The sequence below is a fragment of the Bacillus sp. G402 genome (assembly GCF_051172515.1).
In the GTDB taxonomy this organism is placed as follows: domain Bacteria; phylum Bacillota; class Bacilli; order Bacillales; family Bacillaceae; genus Bacillus; species Bacillus altitudinis.
In genome coordinates, this window is the sequence record NZ_JBPIZC010000002.1 from 452,113 (window position 1) to 469,008 (window position 16,896).

General features: G+C 38.2%; 21 protein-coding genes and 2 pseudogenes. 2 read left to right on the forward strand and 21 right to left on the reverse strand.

The genetic code is table 11. The annotated features are described in order from the left end of the window. Nucleotides 1-26 precede the first annotated feature (26 nt). From ACSBQP_RS10920 to ACSBQP_RS11015, 20 genes and pseudogenes are all read right to left on the reverse strand, one after another. Nucleotides 27-407, reverse strand: a complete 381-nt coding sequence (locus tag ACSBQP_RS10920) for a hypothetical protein (RefSeq protein ID WP_008348244.1) — start codon at nt 405-407, stop codon at nt 27-29. Nucleotides 408-420: 13 nt separating this feature from the next. Next, on the reverse strand, nt 421-762 hold the full coding sequence (locus ACSBQP_RS10925; RefSeq protein WP_008348246.1) for a flagellar protein FliT: 342 nt from the start codon (nt 760-762) through the stop codon (nt 421-423). Beyond that, nucleotides 759-1,163 carry a flagellar export chaperone FliS gene (fliS, locus tag ACSBQP_RS10930; RefSeq protein WP_007499989.1) on the reverse strand — a complete coding sequence of 135 codons (405 nt, stop codon included), beginning with the start codon at nt 1,161-1,163 and terminating at the stop codon, nt 759-761. Before fliS ends, ACSBQP_RS10925 begins: the two co-directional genes overlap by 4 nt. Before the next feature lie 17 nt (nt 1,164-1,180). Beyond that, nucleotides 1,181-2,695, reverse strand: a complete 1,515-nt coding sequence (locus tag ACSBQP_RS10935) for a flagellar hook-associated protein 2 (protein WP_148779770.1) — start codon at nt 2,693-2,695, stop codon at nt 1,181-1,183. Between the two features lie 20 nt (nt 2,696-2,715). Beyond that, complete coding sequence (gene flaG / locus ACSBQP_RS10940; RefSeq protein WP_007499987.1) at nt 2,716-3,057, reverse strand: flagellar protein FlaG; 342 nt, start codon at nt 3,055-3,057, stop codon at nt 2,716-2,718. A 153-nt stretch (nt 3,058-3,210) separates the two neighbouring features. After that, on the reverse strand, nt 3,211-3,435 hold the full coding sequence (gene csrA, locus ACSBQP_RS10945; protein ID WP_008348252.1) for a carbon storage regulator CsrA: 225 nt from the start codon (nt 3,433-3,435) through the stop codon (nt 3,211-3,213). After that, on the reverse strand, nt 3,429-3,863 hold the full coding sequence (gene fliW, locus ACSBQP_RS10950; RefSeq protein WP_148779771.1) for a flagellar assembly protein FliW: 435 nt from the start codon (nt 3,861-3,863) through the stop codon (nt 3,429-3,431). Before fliW ends, csrA begins: the two co-directional genes overlap by 7 nt. 28 nt (nt 3,864-3,891) lie before the next feature. Further along, the gene (locus ACSBQP_RS10955) at nt 3,892-4,470 is read right to left on the reverse strand and encodes a DUF6470 family protein (RefSeq protein WP_138826532.1); all 579 of its coding nucleotides are present in this window, start codon (nt 4,468-4,470) and stop codon (nt 3,892-3,894) included. A 46-nt stretch (nt 4,471-4,516) separates the two neighbouring features. Further along, nucleotides 4,517-5,428 carry a flagellar hook-associated protein FlgL gene (gene flgL, locus ACSBQP_RS10960; protein WP_008348257.1) on the reverse strand — a complete coding sequence of 304 codons (912 nt, stop codon included), beginning with the start codon at nt 5,426-5,428 and terminating at the stop codon, nt 4,517-4,519. Nucleotides 5,429-5,436: 8 nt separating this feature from the next. Next, the gene (flgK, locus tag ACSBQP_RS10965) at nt 5,437-6,957 is read right to left on the reverse strand and encodes a flagellar hook-associated protein FlgK (protein ID WP_138826534.1); all 1,521 of its coding nucleotides are present in this window, start codon (nt 6,955-6,957) and stop codon (nt 5,437-5,439) included. Between the two features lie 15 nt (nt 6,958-6,972). Beyond that, complete coding sequence (locus ACSBQP_RS10970) at nt 6,973-7,455, reverse strand: flagellar protein FlgN (protein ID WP_007499977.1); 483 nt, start codon at nt 7,453-7,455, stop codon at nt 6,973-6,975. Between the two features lie 18 nt (nt 7,456-7,473). After that, nucleotides 7,474-7,737 (reverse strand): flagellar biosynthesis anti-sigma factor FlgM, encoded by a 264-nt coding sequence (gene flgM, locus ACSBQP_RS10975; protein WP_003213252.1) that lies wholly within the window; start codon nt 7,735-7,737, stop codon nt 7,474-7,476. Nucleotides 7,738-7,816: 79 nt separating this feature from the next. Next, nucleotides 7,817-8,236, reverse strand: coding sequence for a TIGR03826 family flagellar region protein (locus tag ACSBQP_RS10980; RefSeq protein ID WP_017357864.1), 420 nt, complete (start codon nt 8,234-8,236; stop codon nt 7,817-7,819). Between the two features lie 56 nt (nt 8,237-8,292). Next, the gene (locus ACSBQP_RS10985) at nt 8,293-8,760 is read right to left on the reverse strand and encodes a ComF family protein (protein WP_017357863.1); all 468 of its coding nucleotides are present in this window, start codon (nt 8,758-8,760) and stop codon (nt 8,293-8,295) included. Between the two features lie 51 nt (nt 8,761-8,811). Next, nucleotides 8,812-9,015: pseudogene (locus ACSBQP_RS10990) on the reverse strand (hypothetical protein); the annotation flags it as partial. Next, nucleotides 8,976-9,269 (reverse strand): late competence development ComFB family protein, encoded by a 294-nt coding sequence (locus tag ACSBQP_RS10995; RefSeq protein ID WP_099496873.1) that lies wholly within the window; start codon nt 9,267-9,269, stop codon nt 8,976-8,978. The pseudogene ACSBQP_RS10990 and the gene ACSBQP_RS10995, both read right to left, overlap by 40 nt. Nucleotides 9,270-9,333: 64 nt before the next feature. Continuing rightward, entirely contained in the window at nt 9,334-10,713 is a 1,380-nt protein-coding gene (locus ACSBQP_RS11000) for a DEAD/DEAH box helicase (protein WP_416232603.1), read from the reverse strand. 119 nt (nt 10,714-10,832) lie between these two features. After that, nucleotides 10,833-11,675, reverse strand: a complete 843-nt coding sequence (locus ACSBQP_RS11005; protein ID WP_007499966.1) for a DegV family protein — start codon at nt 11,673-11,675, stop codon at nt 10,833-10,835. Nucleotides 11,676-11,886: 211 nt separating this feature from the next. Further along, nucleotides 11,887-12,576, reverse strand: a complete 690-nt coding sequence (gene degU / locus ACSBQP_RS11010) for a two-component system response regulator DegU (protein ID WP_008348273.1) — start codon at nt 12,574-12,576, stop codon at nt 11,887-11,889. 64 nt (nt 12,577-12,640) lie between these two features. Continuing rightward, nucleotides 12,641-13,816: a sensor histidine kinase gene (locus ACSBQP_RS11015; protein ID WP_003213166.1), complete on the reverse strand. Its 1,176-nt coding sequence runs from the start codon at nt 13,814-13,816 to the stop codon at nt 12,641-12,643. Nucleotides 13,817-14,037: 221 nt separating this feature from the next. On the opposite strand from ACSBQP_RS11015, the gene ACSBQP_RS11020 reads away from it, so the two are divergent. Next, nucleotides 14,038-14,706, forward strand: coding sequence for a YigZ family protein (locus ACSBQP_RS11020; RefSeq protein ID WP_017357860.1), 669 nt, complete (start codon nt 14,038-14,040; stop codon nt 14,704-14,706). Continuing rightward, nucleotides 14,691-15,788: pseudogene (locus tag ACSBQP_RS11025) on the forward strand (LCP family protein). Before ACSBQP_RS11020 ends, ACSBQP_RS11025 begins: the two are co-directional and overlap by 16 nt. A 37-nt stretch (nt 15,789-15,825) precedes the next feature. Here ACSBQP_RS11025 and ACSBQP_RS11030 read toward each other — a convergent pair. Beyond that, the gene (locus ACSBQP_RS11030; RefSeq protein WP_007499956.1) at nt 15,826-16,893 is read right to left on the reverse strand and encodes a glycosyltransferase family 4 protein; all 1,068 of its coding nucleotides are present in this window, start codon (nt 16,891-16,893) and stop codon (nt 15,826-15,828) included. Between the last annotated feature and the right edge of the window lie 3 nt (nt 16,894-16,896).

Below are 16,896 nucleotides of genomic sequence, written 5' to 3' on the forward strand. Positions count from 1 at the left end.
TCCGAATGGTCTGAATTGAACAAAAATTAATGAATGACATACGGCCTCATACAGGCATGTATTTCATCCATCCACTTTCTATATTCAGGTATAAAATATGATGTAAGGAATGACTGGAAGTGATTTGAAGGGAATGTATAGAAAGCTAGTATATCGAAACTTAAAAAAATTTGGTCAAACGATCGAATCGTCTTGGCAAAGTGCTCATTTTCAATAATTGAAAGCAGAAGCGGGTGTGTTGTCTCTAAATGAAAGAAGGCATGGATCAGATCATTAAAGATCCGATCCCCTTCTGTTTTAGCGAAATCCTTCTCAATTTCATCTAAATATTTTAGACTCTCTTCTATCGTATATAGAAGGTCATAATATGTGGTTAATAAAATATAGTCATCTGAACGATACGCCACAGGTCTCACCTATTTATTTCCGTTTATCGTAGTATACGCCGTCACTTGTCATGGGCTGATACGGATTTTGATAATTCAGCTGTTTTGTTTTCTTACGTTGAATGGCTTGAATATCTGCCTTGATCCCATTTTGAATCTCCGTTAATTGCTTGGCCATCAGTTGATCTGTTTGAATGATTTCTTTGATTTTCTCTTTTTCTTGAACGGAAAGCTCATGTTGAATGTCTCTCATTAGTTCGTCTCTCTCAACTAAAAAAGCATCAAAGTCTTCAACGAGTGTTTCGCTTTGCGGATTGGCCTCTATTTCCGCTGCCATTTTTAACGTTTGGTCGTGCAGTTGGTCCACAATACTCATAGAGATCCCCCAATAGAGTGGTGACGACCTTTTCGATCGGTTTGAATGACTTCCTTCCAAGCATCTCGGAAATCAGTCACATATTTCTCTACTTCATTCAGGATCTCTTCGTCATTTTGCAGATTGGCTTCAATCAGTCTTCGATAGATGTAGTCATACATACTTGCCATGCTCTTTGATACATCATACGTACGATTTAAGGTGACATTTAATTCTTGGATGATGTTTTGAGCCTTTTTCAGGTTCAAGTTTCTCATTTCAGCATCTTCTTTTTGAATGCCATGCTTTGCTAGTCTAATAAACTTTAAGCATCCTTCATAAAGCATAAGCGTTAACTCGGCCGGTGTTGCGGTCTCAATAGAATTTTTCTGATAGGCGGCATAAGGGTTCTGAATTGCCATATGTTATAAACCTCCAATTATTGTCCAAGCAGTTGAGAAAGATAGCCAGATTGGTTGTTTAGCTTTTGAATCGCACTATCCATGGCGTTAAACTTTTTGTAGTAACGAGCTTCCACCATTTTTAAACGATCTTGGAATGTACTCATTCGTTCGGTCAAAGAATCAAGGTCCTTACCAAGTCCGTATTCTTTTGATGCCATCGTTGTGCTACCAGCCTTTGTCTGAATGCTCTTCGAGAAGGCTGATAAGGAATTTTTGATACGATGAATGATTCCTTGTTCTTTATATTGCTGCTGCGCTTTATCTTTATCTTTTGAATCTACATTTAGCGAACCTGACATAAATATTTGACTAATCTTTTGTGGGTCTTCTTGAATAGCTTTTCTTAGCTTCGGTTCATCAATGACAAGCTTTCCGCCATCTTTATATTTATCTGAAGTGGCAATTCCGATTTGTGTCATGTGAATTTTATTCCCATCACTTGTCGTAATATCAACATAAAAATCACTTCTTAATTTAGATGCACCAGATCGTAAAATTGAATCACTTCTCAACAAGCCTGACTTCGCAGTCGTTTCCCATAGCTCGACTTCTTTGTCAGACATGGCTTTTTTCTCTTCAGCTGTTAATGGATAGTAGTCTCTATTTCTTTTTTCATTGACTTTACCATTGATCTCTTCAACAAGTTCATTGTATTTATCAACGAATTGTTTGATTTTATCAAAGATGGCATCGACATCTGTTGAAACGTTCAAACTGACAGGCTTATCTGTTGTTCCTTTAAGTTCATATGTGATACCAGCCTGCGTGAAGGTATTATTGTTATTTTCCATTTTGAGACCATTAATTTCGTATTGCGCTTTCTGCCCTTGAGTAGTCGCAACTAATTTATTATCTCCATCCACTTGGAATCCTAATTGCGTTAAAAATGAAGCAGAATTGCCATCTGCTGCCTTAATACTGACACCTTCACCAGTCGTACGCGAAGTCAGAGCGATCGTATCTACGTAGTTGGTTCCATCAAAGATCTGGCCTTTATAAGCCGTGACACCTAGTTGAGCGTTGTTCAATTTTGACACGATTGAATCAAGGGTATCTGTATCAGTTGTATTAATGGTAACTGTTTTAGGTGTTGTAGAATCTGGTGTCGTCACCTCAAACGTAAACGTACCGTTTGAAGCAGTAAATCCAGATGGACTAGAAGATTTGAATACGGATGCTGTCGCTAGTTGGGTCACATTAATCGAGCCAGAGGTAGCATTTGTTGAGCCAGTTGCTGTGACAGCAGATTCATTGGAGCTAGTGACCTTTTTTGCGCCATAAGTACTCGGATATGTTAAATTTAGTTTGGCAATGAGATCATCTAATTCTTTGACCTTTGAATTGACCTCGCGATAGCTGTCTCTTTGCCATTCAAGTGTTTGTTTCTGACGTGTCATTTTATCAAGAGGTGCTTGCTCAGTTTTCATTAACTTTGAGACGATTTCATCAATATCAAATACATTAGAAAATCCAGTAATTCGATTAACCATGGTTTATGTTCTCCCTTCAATTACATTCTTTTATCGACAAATAAACCGACAATCTCTGTCATTGCCGCATAGAAATCAAGCCATTCTTTGGAAGGAATCTCTCTAATGACTTCTTCGGTTTGGTTATCTACGACTTTGACATAATATTCATTGAGTTTTTCATGCAATTCAAATTGAAGATGAAATTGAGTAGGTTCAATCAGCTTATTTGCTCCTTGAAGCGTTTTCTCAATTTCTTCTTTTGAAACGACTTTTCCATTTGCTTGTAAATCAGTGTTTGCATTGTCATTTTGATGATTCGTAACACGGGTTTGAAATGCATCAATCAGTGGCTCTAGCGAAGTCAACTTACCAACAGACATAGTTATTCAGCTCCTGTGCTTTGATCTATCTTTTATATCGGCTTTGAATTATTAAATTAAATATAGATGGCCCGATTTGTTAAAGTTTCATATAGATGATGTACTTCTACGGTTTCACACGGAGGAGGATAGACAAATAGGATAAAAAAATCCTCACTTTTTTTGTGAGGATAATTGAGAAAGTAGATCAAAGGACAAGCTAGCAGCACGGCTGTTTTCTTCTTGAATAGACAGGTATACTTCCTTCCTGTGAATATCAATATGCTTAGGAGCCTCAATTCCGACTTTTACTTGGTCGCCTTCAATCGCAATAATTTTAACTTCAATATCGTCGCCTATTTGAATCGATTGATTTAATTTACGAGATAGAACTAACATGAGGAAGCCACCTCTAGCAAATGTTTTGTATGATAGGCTGAATCATGCAAAATGACCTGCTTGGCTTTCATGTTTTTCCGATTCACAATAATAGGCGCTCTTAAATTGGCTGTCGTTTTTTCAATAGAAGATCCCATTGTTAAAATAACCATGACTTCCACATCATTGGCATCTTCTACCCCAAGAATGTCTACAACCGATTCTTCTAAGTCAAATTCATATTGATTGAAGAACAAAAATGGGCTGCTGACAATAAAGCCTAGTTCTGTATTTTCCAAAGATTGGAGAACTAAAAATGGGGATTCTTCTGATAAAGGTAAAATGACAAATTGTTTTTGATCCAGAAATCCTGGTATCCCATTAGAGAAGTGAATGATTTGCTCCTCTTTAATCGTCACTTCGCCATGGTATTTTGTTTGAATGATCATAATTCACGACCTTTTTCATTTTTCTTAACTATACCTTATCACCATTTTGACCTGTTTCGTCAACTTCTATTTTTAATTCTGGGTATTGTAACATATCAATATGAACTTTACCTGGCTGGTAGTTAACAATTGGTTTATGAGGTGTTGCCTCTATAATAGCTTTTTGCGGCTCCACATCAATTTTAAGTTCAGATGGCTCATAATGAATTTTCACACTAAAAAATGAAGGAATCACACCGATGTTGAATTGTTTTGCTGGAGGACTGCCGTTGATTTTCGCAAACTCAGCAATCGCATTCCCACCATTCTCGATCTTGATGAGTTCACTTCCTTCTTCCGCTCTACGTCCCATTCCTTCTCCAATCGCACGTTTCCCCTCAGCCGCCCATTCCTCAGAACGCCTAAAAATCGACTTAATATCCATATCGGCAAATGCCTCGGTTTGATCTATGGTTAATTTCGACGGTGTCCTTGTGATATTCATGACAGCTCTTGGCTGCTGAATCTCAAGCTCCGCTCTTGGCTGCTCTACTTCTTGCTTGGAAGGGGTTGTCGACATTTGTAGCTTCGCATAAGTTTGCTCCATTAACAATTTAGGAATTTGCATAGGTTCACCTCCATGATGCAAAAAAGCACCCAACGGATGCTTTTTCTTATCTTAAGAAATCGACAAGGGATGGCTGAATCACTTTAGCTGTCGTCGCTAAAGCAGCTCTATTCACAGTCTCTTGTTGAAGAAGATCAAGAATGGCTTTTTCACTTTCTACATCTTCGGCATCTGATTTAGCCTTTTTCAGCACTTCAAATTGCGAAGTCAAACGGCTCCCGACTAAGTCGATACGATTGGATCTAGCCCCAAGATCTGAACGCTCAGCACTCATCACCTCTTTAAACTGATCGATATTTCCTAATGCATCATCTGAATTTGTAAACGTTCCATTTTTTAATGAGTTTTCTAAATCAGTCAGCATTTCAATGACATTTTGACCACTGGCAGATTGCCCACCAAAAGCTGAAAGAGGATTTGAATTCACATTTAATGTGATTCCATCAGAAATGTTCGACTGAACCACGTTTGCATCTGTATAGTTTTCAAAGTTAAATGTAAACGTACCATCTGCATTCTCTACAACTGGTTTAACATTGGTATTCGTCCCATTAAAAACAAACTTACCTAACATCTGCGTGTTCATTGCATCAATGATTTGATTCTTCATCTGACCAATTTCCACTCCGATAGCAGCTAAATCTTCTGGCTGTTTTGTTCCATTGGCCGCATCGAGTACTTTATCTCGTATATTTGACATGATATCAATTATTTCAGTGACACTTGTTTCAGATGTATCAATCCAGTTTCGCGCCTCATTTAAATTAGTTTGGTATTGCTCATTTCGAAACATGGCTGTACTATACTGAAGACTTTTCACTGCTGCAACAGGATCATCAGACGTTTTTGTGAAACGTTTTCCAGACTGTGCCTGCTCATTAATTTTAGAGAGTTTTTCATAACTTTTGCTAATATTTCGAAGTGAATTTTGAGAAATCATACTTTGCGTGACTCGCATCAGTTACCCTACCTTCCTACGACTCCCATGCCGTTTATTATTTTATCTAATACTTCGTCTTGCATCGTCATAATTCTTGCTGCTGCATTATACGCATGCTGAAATTGAATCATGTTCGTCATTTCTTCATCTATAGATACAGCACTAGTTGACATCCTGCGTTCATTGGCTGAATTCACAAGAGCAGCTGAACTGCTTTCAAGCGTCATGTTCTTTTTAGCTTGTATCCCCATTTCAGCAATAACATTCTGATAGTAATCCTGAATCGTAGTGGTAGTTCCGCCGATTGGCAGCTTTAAGTTTTGAATATTAGCTAATTTCGTAGCATTCGAACCATCACCTTGCGTTTGATTAAGAGATGCAGCAATGTTATCTGTCGATGCTAAAATCACGTCACTCACTTTGATACGTGCTGCCAAGCCTTTATTCAAATCATTGTTATTCTCAATATCGAAAAAGTCTTGTCCACTTGTGCCATTTAACGTGTACCCTTGCTTATGGACGTCGTTAAAAGTATCCATAAATACTTTTGCTACTTCATCCAGCTCAGCAAGCATATCCGGGTACATGCCTTTTTCAGCTCCATTAGACATATAGCCATACGCCTCAACAAGTGCTTTTACTTTACCATTCACTTGTAATTGATCAGCTGCGATGGTTGTCGTTCCAAATTGGAGTGAGTTAACAAGTCCTGTCGTATTATCATAGGAAAGTTGCAATTCAGATTTTTCATTGGTAATGCCATTTAAAATTGTTCCAGCAGATTGTCCATTTGCACCGATAATATCGATGTTAACGGTTCCTTCAGCAATTTCCAGAGCATTTCCTCCAGAAGGGTTGTAGCTCACTTTAATATCAACAAGTGAGGAAAGCTGATCTATAAGAGCGTCGCGCGTATCATAAAGATCATTGGGAAGATAACCATTTGGCTCAACTGTTGCAATCTGTTTATTCACTTCATCAATTTGAGTTAATAGGGTGTTCACATTTTTTGCCGTTGAATCGAGTTCAGTTTTTAAATTCTTTTGTATCGTTGTTAAAGAAGAATTTAGCAGGCGGAATTGATCTACTAAAGCCTGAGCACTTGTCTTAACAACTGTACGGGCTGAAGCAGTATCAGCATTTTTCGATTCCGATAAGACTTGTAATGATTTCCAGAGATTATCAAAGGCTCTATTCAAGCCTTCATCTGTCAAATCATTCATCACTCCTTCCATTTGTGAAAGAGCATCAGACTTCGTCGCATAATAAGACAAGTTATTGTTATGATCTCTATACTGAAGATCTAAAAAGCTGTCTCGAATTCTTTCAACAGTTCCAACTTGGACACCTGTCCCCATTTGGCCGTATGTCTTGCCATCATAAACAGAAATCACTGGGTAAGGATTCTCTGCTTTAAAGGTAACTCTCTGTCTTGAGTAGCCATCAGTATTTGCATTGGATACGTTGTTTGATGTGACATAAAGCCCTGCACGCTGGGCTGTGATTCCTCGTTTTGCCGTTTCTAGTCCCATGAATGTAGAACCCATAGATATCCTCCTTGTTTACGCCTTTGAATCAAACAAAGCCCTATGCTGTTTAGGCTTTGAACTCTCAAGACCATTTTGTCCGTAATTCATATTTTCTTTGTTAGGATTCACAAGATCGAATGTCAGTGAAATAAATTGAAGTGACTGCTGAATAAGCTGTTTGTTCAGTTCGTTTACATCTTTCAGTTCCACCATGATGTCATTCAGCTTCTCATATAACGAAATAAGCTCTTCTTGATCCGTTCCTGTAGCTTTTTCGATGCATGCGGTGATTGTCGGCGATTGATCACTTTGTAAAAATTGAACTGCTGCTTCAATCCGCTTTTCTTCTAATTGTGAAATGGCCTGAATATATTTTTGCTCAAGGTTCAGAACCTCTGAAAGAGCATCGATCTCATTATTTTTCAGCATTTCTGTTTTATTCTTAGACAGCTTTAGAAGCTGTTCATGTAATCCGTAGAGACGGTGCAGTTCTTCAATCATTATTTTTACTGACATTCACGCTACTCCCTTTTGTTATTGTTGTTTATAAAAATTCAACATTTTATCTGCAATGCCTTTGGTATCTACTTGATATGTTCCGGCTTCAATGCTTTTTTTAATTTGGTCTATTTTATCTTGACGTTCTTTCATGATATTCGGCACCTTTTGCATTTCGATTGCCTTTTTAGAAATTTCGACTTTGTCAGTTGATTTTGCTTGATTCGATTGCAACGTTTGTTTCTCATATGTTTTCTTGTAAGGATTTACTGGTTGTGTTCCATATCGATTAATTTTCACGGGATTCCTCTCGCTTTCCGTTACAGTCTGTCTTGATTCTATCCATTTTATCGACCAAACTGCAACTTAGTTTAGGGAATCAGTCGTTTTTAGGATTAATGGCATAATAGGTGTCTTTTTTCCTAGATTCAATCTCCCTTTTACGCTCTTCTTCTTGGTCCATTTGGCTGATTTGCGTCTTTATATCCTTTTCACAATGGCTACACAGCTTGTTTTTCCTGATCGGTTGGCCGCATCTTTCACAAGGATAATTGATATTAGGGAATTGACTAATTTGAAGTCTTTTCAAACGGATAAATTTCAGGATTAATTCTTCATCAACTTCTGTTGCGTCTACTATTTCAGCAATGGTTGATTGTCTATTACTTTGCTTACGCAAGAATTTATAAACGATATCAAAAGAACGTTCTTCTTCTTCAAAGCATTTGTTACAAACCGTTTGGATGGTGGTTTTTAAAAATAACTGATTACATTGTGGACAGTTTGCCAATTGATTCATAACCAAAACCCCTTACGTTATTTTCTTTTCTTAATATCGGTTGATTGTCATGATTTTTAACTACGAATCAACGTAAAAGAGGAAACACTTTTGGCGCCTGCGTCTTTTAAAATTTTTGCTGCATGATAGACTGTCGCCCCAGTTGTATAAATATCATCGATTAATATGATATCCTTTAGAACGATCGGGTTTGCCTGCCTTAATTGAAACAACTTCTGTTGATGTAAACGTTCATTTTTTCTTTTCTTAGACTGCTTCCTTTGATGTACTTTTATAAGTGGCTCCAATATAGGTCCGCCAATCATGGAAGCAAGCATCATTGACTGATTGAATCCTCTTTCCTTTAATCTCTCTTTACTCAAAGGAATTGGGACAAGCACCGGTTCTTTGATTGAAAAAGAACGTTTAAACGCTGACTGTACATCTTTTTTAAATAGATCAGCTAAAGCCGTATCACCTCGAAATTTAAATCGAGCTAGAACATCTTTCATAAAGTCGTTGTAAGCATAAACAGACCGATTCATTACAAGAATCTCAGCAAAATCCCGTCGTTTATTCCACCTTGAACAATCATGACACAATTGATCATTTGATTGCGCTCTTCCGCATTTGGGACAAGTAGGACCTTGAATCTTCATGAGGTGGTTCTTACATGCTACACATAAACGATCTTCATTTAATAGTAGGAATGATTTCCATGTAAAAGCAGCCACAAAATGGCTCTCACAAATTGGACAAATCAATGCTTTTCTTTGTTCAACGACAAATGATTTTCGCACCTTGGATATGTAGTGACCGTTGAAGCTGCTTCTGTCAGAATGACGAGCATCGCCGTATTCTTCTGTTTATCCACCATCTCGGATTTACTGTAGGATATTTTATCGATATCTGTTATATATTGCGGTTTCACTTGATTTAGAGAAATGGCTAATACATCTTCTATACATTTTTCACAATGACAAATCATGTTTAATTGGTTGAGATATTGATAGAGAATTTCTTTAAGTAGTATTTCTTTTGCGTTGAGTAGCATATTTTGTCTCTCCTGCCATTTGTGTTTTGTGAATATAATGTACCATGATTTAGTTGAACCCACACTATTTTTCAGAAAACTCTTTTTCAGCTGTATTATTCATTTTTACGATATGTTTCTTTGCTTGTTTCATACTTCTCGTTAAGCCAAAATGAAAAAAGTACACGTCTCCGTTAAAAAAATCTGGATGTCTCCCTGCTCTACCAGAAATTTGAACAAGTGCACTTTCTGTAAAAATAGGAGATTCCGCACCTAAGACGCCCACTTGAACATCTTGAATGGTAACGCCTCTTTCTAGAATAGTTGTTGTAACCAATACATCGTATCTATGATCTCTGAAATGCTGGACTTTTTGCTTCCTTTCTTGATCATCCGCAGAAACACCCTGTACATTTACATCTTGACCTTGAAGAATATGAGTTACCTTCTTCATAGTAGAAATAGAAGGAACAAAGAGTAACACTCTTTTTTTCTTTGTGATATGTTCATGCAGCCAGTTCATTGTAGATGCTGGAAGCCGATTTCTTTTTAATTTCTTTTTCCAATCTCCAACCCATTGAAATGTTGGGACAGGCAACGGTTTTTGGTGGAAGCGCAGAGGAATTTTGATCGCTTCTAATTGTCTACGAGCAACATCTTTTTGCATTTTTTTAGATGGTGTGGCACTTAAGTAAATTCTAACTCCTGTTTTTTTCATTGACTTTAAAACAGCAAACTGAAGCCGTTCATCTATTGAATAAGGAAAAGCATCGACTTCGTCTACAATGAGGACATCAAAGGCGTTTTTATATCTCATTAGCTGATGGGTTGTAGCGATCATAAGCGGCGCCATTTGAAATCTTTGAGAACTCCCGCCATAAAGTGCAGCTATATTCAGTCCTTGAAATGCCTTTCTCATTCGAGGTTCAAGCTCAAGTACAACATCGGTTCTAGGCGTCGCAATACAAACACTCATTCCGTTATTTAGCGCATATTTTATTCCATGAAAAAGCACCTCCGTTTTCCCCGCACCACAAACAGCCCAAACGAGCAGATCAAATTTGTTTTGGATTGCTTCTACTAGCCTATCGGACGCTCTCTTTTGCCCTTTAGAAAGCTCTCCCTGCCATGTTAATTCAACTTGTCTTGTTTCTTTCTTTTGTGGACCCGTCCATTCGTAGAGAAAGCCACATTCGCTTACTTTTCCCAGCATGATGCAGGATCTACAGTATACACAGTCTTTTTTACATGTTTCACACGGAGAGAGGGCAAAGTAGCGCTTGTTTGATACACCGCACCGGCAGCAGATCAAACCACTCGCCACCCTATCGACTGCAGGTGTTCTATGGATAAATCCTTGATTCTCCAGCCACTCCAATTCGGACTGTGTACATTGACATTCAACAGGAAGAAGGTGCCTTGATTGTAGCTTGTGACTGAGTTCCATTGCTTTTTCCAGATTCAATTTCACGCACTACCTTTCCATTCATGTTGACCCATTATGTACAAAGAGAAGGCCTTTCGTCTAATTGTAAAAATAGAAAAACAAATCCCCTTTTCCATGAGAAAAGGGGATTTTGATATCTACCTAATGATCCAGCCAAGTGCTAAAGAGCCTTCGCCTAGATGAGTGCCAATCACGGCACCAAAGTAGCTTTTATAAAATTCAACATGAGGATACTTTTCTAATAAGTGCGCAATTAATTCATCTGCTTCTTCTTCTCTATTACCATGTATCAGAGTTGCTCTCATTGGAACACCACGTGATGCATCTTCATCAAATAATTCAAAAATACGTGAAATGGCTTTTTTGCGTGTACGAATCTTCTCAAAAGGGACAATTAGCTTGTTGTCAAAATGCAAGATAGGCTTTACCTTTAAGAGGCTTCCAATAAAAGCCTGAGCACCATTTAATCTGCCGCCTCGTTGTAAATGAGTTAAATCGTCTACCATAAAATAAGCTCTTTGATTTTCTTTCAGATAATTGAGATGGGAAATCACTTCTTCTGGAGAAGCACCATCTTGGATTTTTTCAGCAGCTTCTAACACATAAAAACCTTGCGCCATACAGCTAGTCTCTGTATCAAACGGATAAATGTCGATTCCGTCAACTAGTTCATTCGCTGAGGCCGCACTATTGTATGTTCCACTAATTCCGCTTGACAGATGTATACTAATCACAGCATCATATGTTTCGCTAAGTTTTTCATATAATTCTATAAGTTCACCGAAAGCAGGCTGAGAGGTTGTTGGAAGATCTTTATGTTTCTTGACTTCTTCATAATATGTCTTCCAATCCATTTCTACTTCTTCACGGTATGATTCAGTACCAAAGATGACATTCAGAGGGATCATATGAATATGATGTTTATCACGTAGTTCTTGTGGTATATAAGCAGTACTGTCTGTTACAACGGCTATTTTCATTCTTAAATACCTTCCTTATCCGTTAAGTTGCTTTTTAAAAAAGAATGATCATTGTTTTTCACTAGATTTATAATACTAATCAAAAAAGCTTGCCTAATCAATAGGCAAGCCCGCTATATCCGAAAAAGACTCCTTACCTGCCTATCATTGCTCTCTAACTTGAATGTGAGAGAACTAAAAACAGGCGAAAAAGGAGTACTTGTTCGGAACATTATCTCATTTCTACCCAGCCGTTTTTAATTGCTACAACAACAGCTTGAGTACGGTCATTTACATTCATTTTTTGCAAAATGTTACTCACGTGGTTTTTGACTGTTTTCTCACTAATAAAGAGCGACTCACCAATACCTCTGTTGCTCTTTCCGTCAGCTAACATTTGAAGAACTTCACATTCACGTCTTGTTAAGATATGAAGTGGTCTGCGAATTTCAGGATATACCTCGTGCTGTGGATGTGCTGAAACGCCGCTTGTTGCTAAGCGTCGGAATTCATTTACTAAGTTATGAGTGACTTTCGGATGTAAATAAGAGCCTCCGTCAGCTACTACTTTTACTGCTTCAATGAGGGTATCTGCATCCATTTCTTTTAACAAGTAGCCTCTTGCTCCTGTTTTTAATGCATGTGTCACATAGTTTTCATCGTCATGAATAGATAGGATAATGACTTTTGATTCGGGATAAAGCTCTACTAGCTGTTTTGTAGCCTCCACACCATTTACATTCGGCATATTAATGTCCATAATGACAACATCCGGATGATAGTGTTCTACGATACGTGCAGCTTCGTCACCGTCGTCTCCTTCTGCAACTACTTCAAAAGTAGGTTCAAAATCTAAAATCCGTTTGACACCTTCACGGAATAATTGGTGGTCATCGATAATTACAATATTTACTTTAGTCACAAGCTACGCCTCCCCATGTTTATTGTTCTACACCTGAACTTTATGGTCAATATGTCTTTTGTCTCTATTTTACAATTTTATTTTGTAATGTTAACGGTACTCTAATCATGATGAATGTCCCTAGACCTATTTTTGAGTCTATGGTCATTTTACCTTCTAGTAAGTCTACGCGCTCTTTCATACCAAGTAACCCAAAGGATTTGTTTTTATTTGTTTTAACATCCTTCATATCAAAGCCTTTTCCATCGTCTTTGATAATTAAGGTGACAAAGTCTTTCGTCACTTCAACCTTCACAGAGATTTCTTCAGCTTCAGAATGCTTTAAAGAATTTGTGACAGCTTCTTGAGCTAGTCTAAATAGTGCCACTTCAAATTGAGAAGCAATTCTTTCGCTTTCAGTATCACCTAAGCACTGGAACGTAATTTTGGTTTTTCCATCATATTCTTCAATTGTGTTTAAGTATTTTCGCAGTGTCGGAATGAGACCCAAATCATCTAAAGCCATCGGTCTTAAATCATAAATGATTCTTCTCACTTCGTACAGTGCATTTCGCACATTCTGTCTTAGACTTCTAATTTCTTTAAATCCTTCTTCTGTTCCACGGTCTCTAAAAATTCGTTCAATTAGTTCTGAACGCATCATCACGTTTGCCAGCATCTGAGCAGGTCCATCATGGATTTCTCGTGATACCCTTTTGCGCTCTTCTTCCTGGGCTTCAATAATTCTTAGTCCAAAATCTTGTTTTGCCTGAGCATCTTCAAGTAAAACACCGACCTGACGTAAATCTTGGTTCAAGTAGTTGAGGACGACCGTGATCTGGCTCACAAGCGTTTCTGAACGTTCAATGACGTCTTGTAAGCTTAACAATCGTCTTTCGAGATCATCTCTTCTTTCCCTCAGCTGTTTTTCGCGCTGCTGGATCATGGTCAATTCTACTTGCAGGTTATGTGCTTTTTCATAGGCTTCTCGTATTTCTTCTTCGCTGAATTTGTTGAAGTTTCTGCTGACTTCAGATAAACGATTTCTAGCATGTCTCGTATGTACTTCTAGTTTATCCCCAAAATCAATTACTTCGTTGACTTGCTGTTTAATTTGCTTAAGCTCTTCTACTAGGCTTTCATATTGTTGACGGGACTGTTCGCCGATTCTAAATACTTCGTCCTTACTGCCATCAACTGTACTTAGCATTTTCATGATGATTGAATCCAATAACTTCGGATCCATTTTAGGTGTTGTCATGGCTTTTCCCTCCCGTAACAGTGATGTCATCTTTTTTTATTATAAATGTCATTGATCTGCATTTTATGTCGAATTATAATGAAAGAATGCGTATAAATCATGAAATTTTTATGACGACCCTTTTTCCGCTCCTATCATCATAACAAAATACGCTGTAAAATTCTAAAACCAATGCAAATTTTCTCTAGCCTTACAATTTGCTTGTCAGGAGGGTATGTCTTTTGCTGAACCGCTATCTCACAGTCAAAAGCCGTGGCGAGCATGAGATCGTCATTGAAAAATCACGTTTTATTTGTCATATACAACGTGCTGTCTCAGAAGAAGAAGCACAAGCCTTTATACAATCCATAAAAAAACAACATTGGAACGCCACTCATAATTGTTCCGCCTATTTGATCGGTGAACATGATCTGATTCAAAAAGCAAATGATGATGGTGAACCAAGCGGTACGGCAGGGGTACCCATGCTTGAAGTGCTTAAAAAACGCAAGCTGAAAGATACAGTTGTTGTCGTCACTCGTTATTTCGGCGGTATTAAGCTAGGTGCCGGTGGATTAATTCGCGCGTACGGAAAATCTGTGTCTGAAGCAATTAATCATGTTGGTATGGTAGAGCGCTGTTTAATGCGTACGATGCACACAACAATAGATTATACATGGCTTGGAAAGGTAGAGAATGAGCTTAGAGCCTCATCTTTTCAGCTAAAAGACATCCATTATGCAGAAGATGTGATTTTTGAAACGTATGTAGAAGAAACACAAACAGAGCAGTTCATTGAATGGATGACTGAGTTAACTAATGGAAAGAGTGTTACTAAAGAAGGCGAATTGATTTATTTAGAAAAGGACGTTGGTCCGATAAAGGAGACAGATGAATGGCACAACGAGTAAAAGTGCGTGTACGAAAGAAAAAGAGTAAGAAGAAAAAGATTTTCAAACGGATTCTGGTCTTATTTTTGCTTCTCTTCATCTGCATGGGCGGATTTGCAGTTTATAAGATTGTGAATACACTCCAGGCTGCTGACAAAACTTATGATGAATTAGAGCGTGGGGAGAAATCGAAACTCCGTGATGCTGTCATTGATATAAAGAAAAAACCTTTCTCTGTCCTATTTGTTGGCATAGAGGATTACGCCACAAATGGTGATCACGGCCGCTCAGATTCACTCATCGTCGCAACGATTAATCCTCAGGATAAAACGATGAAAATGGTCAGTATCCCCCGTGACACACGAGTACAGCTTGCTAGTGACACAACGGGAAATAAAGTAAAGATCAATGCGGCATTTGCTAAAGGCGGTAAAGACGAAACGATTGACACTGTCGAACAATTCTTGGATATCCCAATTGACAAGTTTGCAACAGTGGACTTTGACGGTTTTAAGGATGTCATTGATGAAGTTGGGGGAATCGATATAGACGTTCCATTTGACTTCAATGAAAAAAGTGACGTCAAAAAACCGAAAAAGATTTACTTTAAAAAAGGGAAGAGGCATTTAAACGGGGAAGAGGCACTTGCTTACGCACGAATGAGAAAACAAGATCCACGTGGTGATTTCGGGCGTAACGATCGTCAGAAACAAATCTTACGTGCCATGATTGATCAAATGGCGAAACCTCATAACATTGCAAACGTGGATAATATCGCAAAAGAAGTAAGTGATCATATAAAAACCAACTTTCACATCAAAGAAGGACTTGCTCTACAGCAAATTTACAGTGGTTTTAAAGGAGACGATACTGAAACATTATCTATTAAAGGATCAGACCTTTATTTAGGACCAAATCGAACATACTTCTTTGAGCCAGATCAAACCAACTTGGCTGAGGTGCAAAATGAGTTAAAGACACATTTAAAGCTTCCTGCTGAGTAATCGTCTTCAACTGAAACAAATACACAAACCGATTCATCTTCTGATGCAACAGGGTCAGCCGATACACAGGCCCCTTCGACCAGCACATCAGGACAATAATAGGAAAACAGCCCGTTCCTTGGAAGCGGGCTGTTTTTTATTGTCTTTTGACCATACGTTTGTAGAATTTCGTAAATGGTTTAAACTCTTCGTTCACCAAACCAGTGACTTCAGCAATAACTTGCATAAACATGACCAGTAAAAAGATGATGATCAATGACAGCCAAATGGTGGCACTTGTCAGCAAAATCGCGCTTAAGCTGAAGACTAAGCCAATCATGTAAATCACAATCACTGCCATTCGATGTGATAAGCCAAAGGCCATCAGTCGATGATGGATGTGTGATTTGTCAGGTGCTGAGATAGGCTGTTTATTCAATATTCGTCTGATGATCGCAAAGGTCGTATCAAAAATAGGCACACCTAAAATAATTACAGGGACAACAACACTAAACAAAGTAACACTTTTGTACAATCCTAAAAGTGACAGGACCGAGATCATATAGCCTAAAAATAACGACCCTGTATCACCCATAAATATTTTTGCTGGATGGAAGTTATAAAAAAGAAAACCGATGGTACTGCCAATGACGACAAGAGATAACGAAAGAATCAGTATCTTGTCCGCAGAAAATGCCATGACGGCAATCGTGGTTAAACCGATAACCGAAATTCCGGCAGCCAGTCCATCTAATCCGTCAATTAAATTGATCGCATTTGTAATCCCAACAATCCATAGTACAGTCAGGGGATATGCCATCCATCCTAACTCCAGTCGATCTGTTAAGAAAGGAACAGAGAAAAAGTCCATTTTTAAGCCCGTGCTCACGATTAAGCAAGCAACGAGGACTTGCACAAGAAATTTAAATTTTGCACTTAAATTATATTTATCATCAAATATACCTAAAATGACGATGAGTACAGCGCCAACTGATATAGCTGTAATTTTATTATGTAGAAACAGCCCGCCTGCTAGTGCTCCAGCCGCTACCCCAATAAAAATCGCCAAACCGCCCATTCGAGGCATTACTCTATCATGAACTTTTCGTTTATTCGGCTGGTCCACTGCACCAATCTTAATTGCAAACTTTTTGACGATTGGTGTCACAATTAAAACTGTAGCCAGAGAGACAAAAAACGCTAATAAGGCGCGTTCGTAATCCATAGG

Excerpts from the sequence above, each read along its gene's own strand:
- ACSBQP_RS10925 (WP_008348246.1), bottom strand. The coding sequence starts at position 762 with ATGAGTATTGTGGACCAACTGCACGACCAAACGTTAAAAATGGCAGCG.
- fliS (WP_007499989.1), bottom strand. The coding sequence starts at position 1,163 with ATGGCAATTCAGAACCCTTATGCCGCCTATCAGAAAAATTCTATTGAG.
- ACSBQP_RS10935 (WP_148779770.1), bottom strand. The coding sequence starts at position 2,695 with ATGGTTAATCGAATTACTGGATTTTCTAATGTATTTGATATTGATGAA.
- flaG (WP_007499987.1), bottom strand. The coding sequence starts at position 3,057 with ATGTCTGTTGGTAAGTTGACTTCGCTAGAGCCACTGATTGATGCATTT.
- csrA (WP_008348252.1), bottom strand. The coding sequence starts at position 3,435 with ATGTTAGTTCTATCTCGTAAATTAAATCAATCGATTCAAATAGGCGAC.
- fliW (WP_148779771.1), bottom strand. The coding sequence starts at position 3,863 with ATGATCATTCAAACAAAATACCATGGCGAAGTGACGATTAAAGAGGAG.
- ACSBQP_RS10955 (WP_138826532.1), bottom strand. The coding sequence starts at position 4,470 with ATGCAAATTCCTAAATTGTTAATGGAGCAAACTTATGCGAAGCTACAA.
- flgL (WP_008348257.1), bottom strand. The coding sequence starts at position 5,428 with ATGCGAGTCACGCAAAGTATGATTTCTCAAAATTCACTTCGAAATATT.
- flgK (WP_138826534.1), bottom strand. The coding sequence starts at position 6,957 with ATGGGTTCTACATTCATGGGACTAGAAACGGCAAAACGAGGAATCACA.
- ACSBQP_RS10970 (WP_007499977.1), bottom strand. The coding sequence starts at position 7,455 with ATGTCAGTAAAAATAATGATTGAAGAACTGCACCGTCTCTACGGATTA.
- ACSBQP_RS10980 (WP_017357864.1), bottom strand. The coding sequence starts at position 8,236 with ATGAATCAATTGGCAAACTGTCCACAATGTAATCAGTTATTTTTAAAA.
- ACSBQP_RS10985 (WP_017357863.1), bottom strand. The coding sequence starts at position 8,760 with ATGAATCGGTCTGTTTATGCTTACAACGACTTTATGAAAGATGTTCTA.
- ACSBQP_RS10995 (WP_099496873.1), bottom strand. The coding sequence starts at position 9,269 with ATGCTACTCAACGCAAAAGAAATACTACTTAAAGAAATTCTCTATCAA.
- ACSBQP_RS11005 (WP_007499966.1), bottom strand. The coding sequence starts at position 11,675 with ATGAAAATAGCCGTTGTAACAGACAGTACTGCTTATATACCACAAGAA.
- ACSBQP_RS11015 (WP_003213166.1), bottom strand. The coding sequence starts at position 13,816 with ATGACAACACCTAAAATGGATCCGAAGTTATTGGATTCAATCATCATG.
- ACSBQP_RS11030 (WP_007499956.1), bottom strand. The coding sequence starts at position 16,893 with ATGGATTACGAACGCGCCTTATTAGCGTTTTTTGTCTCTCTGGCTACA.